This window comes from Peribacillus sp. P4_B1 (assembly GCF_056402395.1).
In genome coordinates, this window is sequence record NZ_JBFUHM010000104.1 from 1 (window position 1) to 6,253 (window position 6,253).

At 40.0% G+C, this 6,253-nt stretch carries 9 protein-coding genes; 5 read left to right on the top strand and 4 right to left on the bottom strand.

Annotation, left to right across the window (positions count from 1 at the left end; genetic code table 11):
• From AC1DVK_RS26210 to AC1DVK_RS26220, 3 genes are all read right to left on the bottom strand, one after another.
• The coding region (locus AC1DVK_RS26210) for an IS3 family transposase (RefSeq protein WP_477627753.1) at positions 1–494 on the bottom strand (494 nt) is incomplete at its 3' end.
• Entirely contained in the window at positions 491–919 is a 429-nt protein-coding gene (locus AC1DVK_RS26215; RefSeq protein WP_477627754.1) for an HTH domain-containing protein, read from the bottom strand. The genes AC1DVK_RS26215 and AC1DVK_RS26210, both read right to left, overlap by 4 nt.
• A 148-nt stretch (positions 920–1,067) precedes the next feature.
• Positions 1,068–2,039 (bottom strand): DMT family transporter, encoded by a 972-nt coding sequence (locus tag AC1DVK_RS26220; protein ID WP_477627758.1) that lies wholly within the window; start codon positions 2,037–2,039, stop codon positions 1,068–1,070.
• Between the two features lie 539 nt (positions 2,040–2,578).
• Here AC1DVK_RS26220 and AC1DVK_RS26225 point away from each other — a divergent pair.
• On the top strand, positions 2,579–2,863 hold the full coding sequence (locus tag AC1DVK_RS26225; RefSeq protein WP_061464502.1) for an AbrB/MazE/SpoVT family DNA-binding domain-containing protein: 285 nt from the start codon (positions 2,579–2,581) through the stop codon (positions 2,861–2,863).
• 65 nt (positions 2,864–2,928) lie between these two features.
• Here AC1DVK_RS26225 and AC1DVK_RS26230 read toward each other — a convergent pair whose 3' ends face one another.
• Entirely contained in the window at positions 2,929–3,366 is a 438-nt protein-coding gene (locus AC1DVK_RS26230) for a GNAT family N-acetyltransferase (RefSeq protein WP_089364751.1), read from the bottom strand.
• Positions 3,367–3,587: 221 nt separating this feature from the next.
• On the opposite strand from AC1DVK_RS26230, the gene AC1DVK_RS26235 reads away from it, so the two are divergent.
• From AC1DVK_RS26235 to AC1DVK_RS26250, 4 genes are all read left to right on the top strand, one after another.
• The gene (locus AC1DVK_RS26235) at positions 3,588–4,067 is read left to right on the top strand and encodes a hypothetical protein (protein WP_477627755.1); all 480 of its coding nucleotides are present in this window, start codon (positions 3,588–3,590) and stop codon (positions 4,065–4,067) included.
• Positions 4,068–4,251: 184 nt separating this feature from the next.
• Positions 4,252–4,800 (top strand): YfiT family bacillithiol transferase, encoded by a 549-nt coding sequence (locus tag AC1DVK_RS26240; RefSeq protein WP_317778920.1) that lies wholly within the window; start codon positions 4,252–4,254, stop codon positions 4,798–4,800.
• Between the two features lie 121 nt (positions 4,801–4,921).
• On the top strand, positions 4,922–5,074 hold the full coding sequence (locus AC1DVK_RS26245) for a hypothetical protein (protein ID WP_477627756.1): 153 nt from the start codon (positions 4,922–4,924) through the stop codon (positions 5,072–5,074).
• A gap of 198 nt (positions 5,075–5,272) precedes the next feature.
• Positions 5,273–5,758: an SRPBCC family protein gene (locus AC1DVK_RS26250; protein WP_477627757.1), complete on the top strand. Its 486-nt coding sequence runs from the start codon at positions 5,273–5,275 to the stop codon at positions 5,756–5,758.
• The last annotated feature ends 495 nt before the right edge of the window (positions 5,759–6,253 follow it).

The window sequence follows — 6,253 nt, forward strand, 5'->3', positions numbered from 1 at the left end:
TCTTTGACACAAGAAAGATAAGCTGGTTGTCCAGAACCATAATAAACGTAAGTAATATCTGTGAGGAGAACTTTCCTCGGTTCTCCTTGGTTAAAATTCCTGTTTAAGTGGTTTGGAACGGCCTTATGCTCATGAGTGGCTTTCGCTATTTTCTTATAGGGCCTCGCTTGACGAATTGTGGCTTTAAGATTGAACTTATGCATGAGCCTCCGAATCTTTTTATGGTTCATCGTGACAAAATACTTATTCTCTAAAATCATTTTGATGGTGAGTGCACCTGCTTTTTTCTTCTTGGCCTCAAATATTTCCTTAATAAGTTCATAATCATGCCAATCTTTCTTCTCGTGAGTTAATCGAATCCTTTCAGCATGTATCCAAGCATAATATCCACTGCGACTGACTTCGGCTATTTCACAAAAATAACGGACCATATTCGTAAGATTATATTGACGAATGATTTGTTCAATTAACGAAAATTTTTCATTCGTTGTCATTTTCTCTTCTTCGAAGCCTGCCTTTCTAGTTCGTCTAGCTTTTTTAGGAATTCAAGTTCTGCCTCTAAATATTTAATACGAGCTTCAGCTTTTTTTAACTGATCTTCCTGTGAATACTCCTTGGATTTTGGTCTTCCTGCACTTCCTTTTCCACGTCGCTCTGTATAGAAGCCATCCTCCCCATATTGTTCAAACGTTTTTCTCCAACGTTTTAAGCAGCCTTTTGGTTTATCCGATCCAATCATATCTAAATCAAAGCCATGTTCGATAAAGATTTGGGTAGGTGATTTACCAGCTTGATTCTCTTTAATAGCCTTTACCTTAAAGTCTGGATGATAAGAAATCGAACGATTTGAAACCTGTTTCACATGTGGATTATTCTCTAATTCCTTTATTTGAAATTCATTAAAATTAATCTTACTCATTTTGATTTCCCCCGCCCATATATCTGAAATGATTATAAACGGGGTTCTAGTAAAAGGACATAGAAAAACCCCGAATAAGGGACTTTTTTTACTGTGTCCATTATTCGGGGTATAGTTCATCTTATTCGGGGCTTTTTTGACTTGCTATTTAAGCACTCACGGTCCGTTTCCGGGATGAACCTTCTTTTTTATGTGACACATAGCTATGAAGGATCATTCCTATGATAACGATAAAGATGCCGAACCACGATAACGGAGAAGGTATCGGTAACGATAGGAATAGTAATTCGCCAGCTAAGGCAAAAAGCACCTCCATTGATTGAGTAGCTTCAACTGAAGCTAATTTCTGCATATTTCCACTTACCAAATCAGTCGCTTTGAAAAAAAGGACCGTGGCAATGACACCAGAAAATAGTGCTACCAAAAGGGATTGAAAACTCTGCATCTTCGTCGGAGCCCCCACTGTAAAGAAACCGTACAATGAAAGCAGAAACCAGAAAGGCAGACTCGCCAACGTCATTCCTAATACACGTTGATAAGCATCCAAACGTCCTTCGGATACTTCCATCATTTTGCGATTTCCCAAAGGGTATGCAAACGAGGCGATGACGATGGGGATGACTCCCAACCAGAGATTGGCCATTGAAATGTGCCTGGTGTGTTCGAGTTGCATCAGGATGATTCCAAGCAGAATGATCATGGACATGAGGAGGCCTTTCACAGAAACCTTTCCTCTTTGCCTTTCGAGACCATCCTTCGTTTGGACATTTTCAAAAAACAGCGGCGCAAGTAATGAGCCCGAAATGATCGTGATTTGCCAAGTGCCGGCGATTAGCCAGCCAGGCGAGTATGCGGATGCAAAGCATAAAGGAGCATAGAACAACCCAAATCCTACAAAACTCCAAAGCAGCCAAGGTCCCGGCCGTTCTCTCATCACCCGTAAAAGGGGGCGCAGGTTTTTTCTGCTTAATACGATACACAGCAGAAAAGGCACCATAAAGAAATAACGAAGTGAAGCACTCCATATCCAACTTCCACCAGACAACTCCATGGATTGATTTAAAACAAACGTGAATGCAAAAAAGAAAGCAGAACAAATACCTAATATAATCGGACGCAATTGACTCACCTCAATCTATTTTATGAGCCAGTAATTAGCCAAGACTCTTTAAGTGCGGCAATCGTTTCGGCTTTCTTCTTACTATAAAAGACTTTAAAACATTCTTATCAGAAGTATCACGTTCCACTGCATCAAAGGCAGAAGAAAAAATTTCGGAATATTAAAATCTATCCATTTAAATTGTCCTTCAAATGCAAAAGAAAATCAACAGGATTCTTTTAGACTAGTGATATTCCTTCTCCAACATTCGACATGAAATGAAAGGAGTGGTTGTTAAAAATAAAATGGGGACGTTGGCAGTTGAACTGTAAAATTAGTAATATATACCATCATAATAACAGGAAATGGCGGCATGACGGGCTTTATGAAGGGTTTACTAAAATTGAATGTAAAAATGTTATAAAGGCAGATAATATACGAAGATACGAGAATTGACGAATATGGTAGGGAGTGGTATCTTAATAGAAGTGCAAATAATGTCGAATGGTGACGAAATATATAGAATCCCCATTTGAAAGAAAAATAGTGAGGTAAATTAAATGAAATCTACAGGTATAGTACGTAAAGTTGACGAATTAGGACGGGTAGTCATTCCAATTGAATTACGCCGTACATTAGGAATTAATGAGAAAGATGCTTTGGAGATCTACGTAGAACAAGAGCGCATAATCCTTCAAAAATATAAACCAAACATGACTTGTCAAGTAACAGGTGATGTTTCCGATGACAATATGAAACTTGCTGACGGTAAATTAATACTTAGCGCTGAAGGTGCTGAACTTCTTATTAAAGAAATTCAAGCCAGCCTGGAAACCGCTAAATAATTAGTTTTCTAGATAAATAGCATTAAAGTGTAGGGAAAAGAAAATTTTCCCTACACTTTTTTATATTAAATGGTGAAATGATAAAAATAATTCGATTCACGAACGAAACCAATTTTCTCGTAAAGCTTTTGTGCATTTACATTATCCTTACCTGTCTCGAGTAAAACCCCCTTGGCGCCAGTTTCCCGTGCGAAAGTGATGGCCCCCTTCAATAACTCCTCGCCAAATCCTTTTTTGCGGGCGGACTCTTTCACGTATAAATCGTTCAATACCCATGACCGCACCATACTTACAGAAGAAAAGGAAGGGTATAATTGAACAAAACCAACAGGATTTCCTTCTTCAAATGCCATAAAAACCACAGACTCTCCATTCGTCAGTCTTTCTCTTAAAAACTCCCTTGCACGATCAGGATCGGATGTTTGCTCATAAAACACTCTGTATAAATCAAAAAGTTCTGTCAGAGATTCAAGCTCAAGTATTGTCGCTTTCTGAATGCTCATATTTGGAAACCCCCATTGCTAGAATACTCTTAATTTACCATTTTTTTATGCCTTATAATATATATTCCACGAAAAAATGAATAGTTCCCAGCTCAAAATTCAGGAACCAAAAAGGCACCAACCAAATTTTTTGTGACTAAGAGGGCTTTTAAACACAAGATGAGCAGCAAAATCATGAGAAAAGAGCGTTTACTCGTGAAATTGGATCAAATACTCGTGAATTGATCTTTACTCGCCTGAATGAGCAGCAAACTCATGAGATAAGAGCGTTTACTCGTGAAATAAGTGGATTTACTCGTGAAATTGGGTCAAATACTCGTGAATTGATCTTTACTCGCCTGAATGAGCAGCAAACTCATGAGAAAAGAGCGTTTACTCGTGAAACAAGTGGATTTACGCGTGAAATTGGATCAAATACTCGTGAATTGATCTTTACTCGCCTGAATGAGCAGCAAACTCATAAGAAAAGAGCGTTTACTCGTGAATTTGGATCAAATACTCGTGAAATTAGGTCGTTTACTCGTGAATTTAGTGGATTTACTCGTGAAATTGGGTCATTTACTCGTGAAATTGGATCAAATACTCGTGAATTGATCTTTACTTGCCTGAATGAGCAGCAAACTCATGAGATAAGAGCGTTTACTCGTGAATTTATTTGTGTATCAAGTCCTAATATATTACCAGATATGTTAACGTCATGATCGAGCTTTTATATGATGTGGATGGAAGTATAGATGTCTTTTATTCAATCCAGCGTATAGCGAGTTAAAAGCGATCAAGATCAATATAGGGGTTGCATTAGCTAAGGGTTGCAAGTATAAAGGACTTGTCAGCATTGATAAAGAATTATATATAGGTGCATTGGACATAAAGGGGGAGAATGAGATGGATTTGAGATACCCGATTGGAAGGTTTCAGTTTGATGGGGAAATTACTAGTGGTGTGGCCGAGGGCTGGATCAAGGAGATTGAGGCTTTGCCTGGAATGCTGCGGGAGGCAGTAGGCAGCATGGATGATGAACAGCTTGATACGGCTTATCGTCCTGGAGGATGGACGGTCCGCCAAGTCGTGCATCATGTTGCTGATAGTCATATGAATGCGTATATTCGCTTTAAATTGGCCCTTACGGAAAATAGCCCGGTCATTAAACCGTATGAGGAGGGGCGATGGGCAGAGCTGCCTGATTATGATTTGCCGATTGATATTTCTTTATCACTAATCGAAGCGGTACACACCCGCTTAGGCAAACTTTTATCACGCCTTCATGCAGACGACCTGAACCGGGCATTCATCCATCCTGATTCGGGAGAGGTGACGGTCGGTGAAAATATTGGCATTTATGCATGGCATGGCCGCCATCATCTTGCTCACATTACTTCTTTATCAAAGCGTCCGGGGATGGTGAATATAACTGTATCTCCTGAAAGTGAGTGAAAACTGTGAGTGCTGATGTGAGAGTCGAAAGTTTAACATCAATTGGAGCCTGTCTTAATGAGCTTTCGGACCTTTTGATGCAGGTGGTGGAAGATGGCTTGTCCATTGGTTTTTTCCTCCCATGAAACGGTCTTTAGTCCATTCCTATTGGGAGAGTGCCATAAATCCTGATGTGATTCTATTTGTCGCTAAATGGGTGAGACAGCCGGAAGTGTACAGTTACATTTATGCTCAAAGCGGAACGGGGGCAATCGGGCGGAAATGGCAAAATTAATGGCGTATACTGAGTATAGACGAGGCCGTTCACTCATGCAGCAGGCTGAGGAGTGGCAAGGAGGGACGGACATTATAGGTCCTTGATGCAAGGGAAGTTTCCTGTATCTCAAAAGGAGAATTCCACCCTACCATTTTTTATCAAAAAATGATCTAGTAGGCCGGAACATTTGGACGAATTGAATGGGGAGGAATGTGTATGCAAGCTGTAATCGAAAAAGAAGGAAATGGGATCATCGCAAGATTCGATCGCCAGCTCGATCATTCGGTGGAAAAGGTATGGGGTGCTTTAACTGAGAATGATCAGGTGGAAAAGTGGATGTCCAACCTGGAAATGAAGGACCTTCGAAAAGACGGGACCATAAAATTCAATATGAATGATGGGTCAGGGGACTCCTTTGATATGAAGATAAGGGATTTTCAGGAATCTGCCGTTTTAGATTTTGAATGGGGTGACGGCTGGGTTCGTTTCGAGGTATCCCCTGAAAAGGATGGATGTTCATTAGTATTGAAAGAATCCATCCGGCCAGTTAATGATCATACATCAAAAGATTTGGCAGGCTGGCATGTTTGCCTAGATATGTTAAGTGATTTACTGGCTGGTCAATATAAGGATTTTCCAATGGATGAATGGGAAAAATGGCATAAGGAATATACGATCGCCGTCAAATGTATTGATGGATGAATGGCATGCAGGCTGATACATAAGGATTATAATAGACGCAATAGGTCAGCCATTCACCAAGGCGACTAAAAGGTAAGGGAAGGCACTTGCTTTTATGGAAATGATCAGCATCAATCAGCAGACCGGCATATCATCAGTCGGTCTGCTTTTATTTTGGTGCAATATACGCAGCAGCTTACACAGCTAATAAATGATTTGGAGCATACGCTGGGGGAATTCCAGATAAAGAATGAGAAGACCGGAAACATAAGCTTTGCAAAAAGGGAGGCCACTAAAGTGGGAGGGCACTGAAAAAGTCCCTTCCGGGCCAATAGAGGTAGATTTTCTCAGTTTATTCTGAGGAAATCTACCTTTTTTTGTTTTATAATCAAGGTAATAAATTTATGTGGGTGAGTACGATGATTCAAAAACAAACGTCTATGGTTTTTAGTCCTCATATGGCCATTTATGATGTAGTGGTTCCAAAGGATAACATGTTACGCAAGATCAATGAAC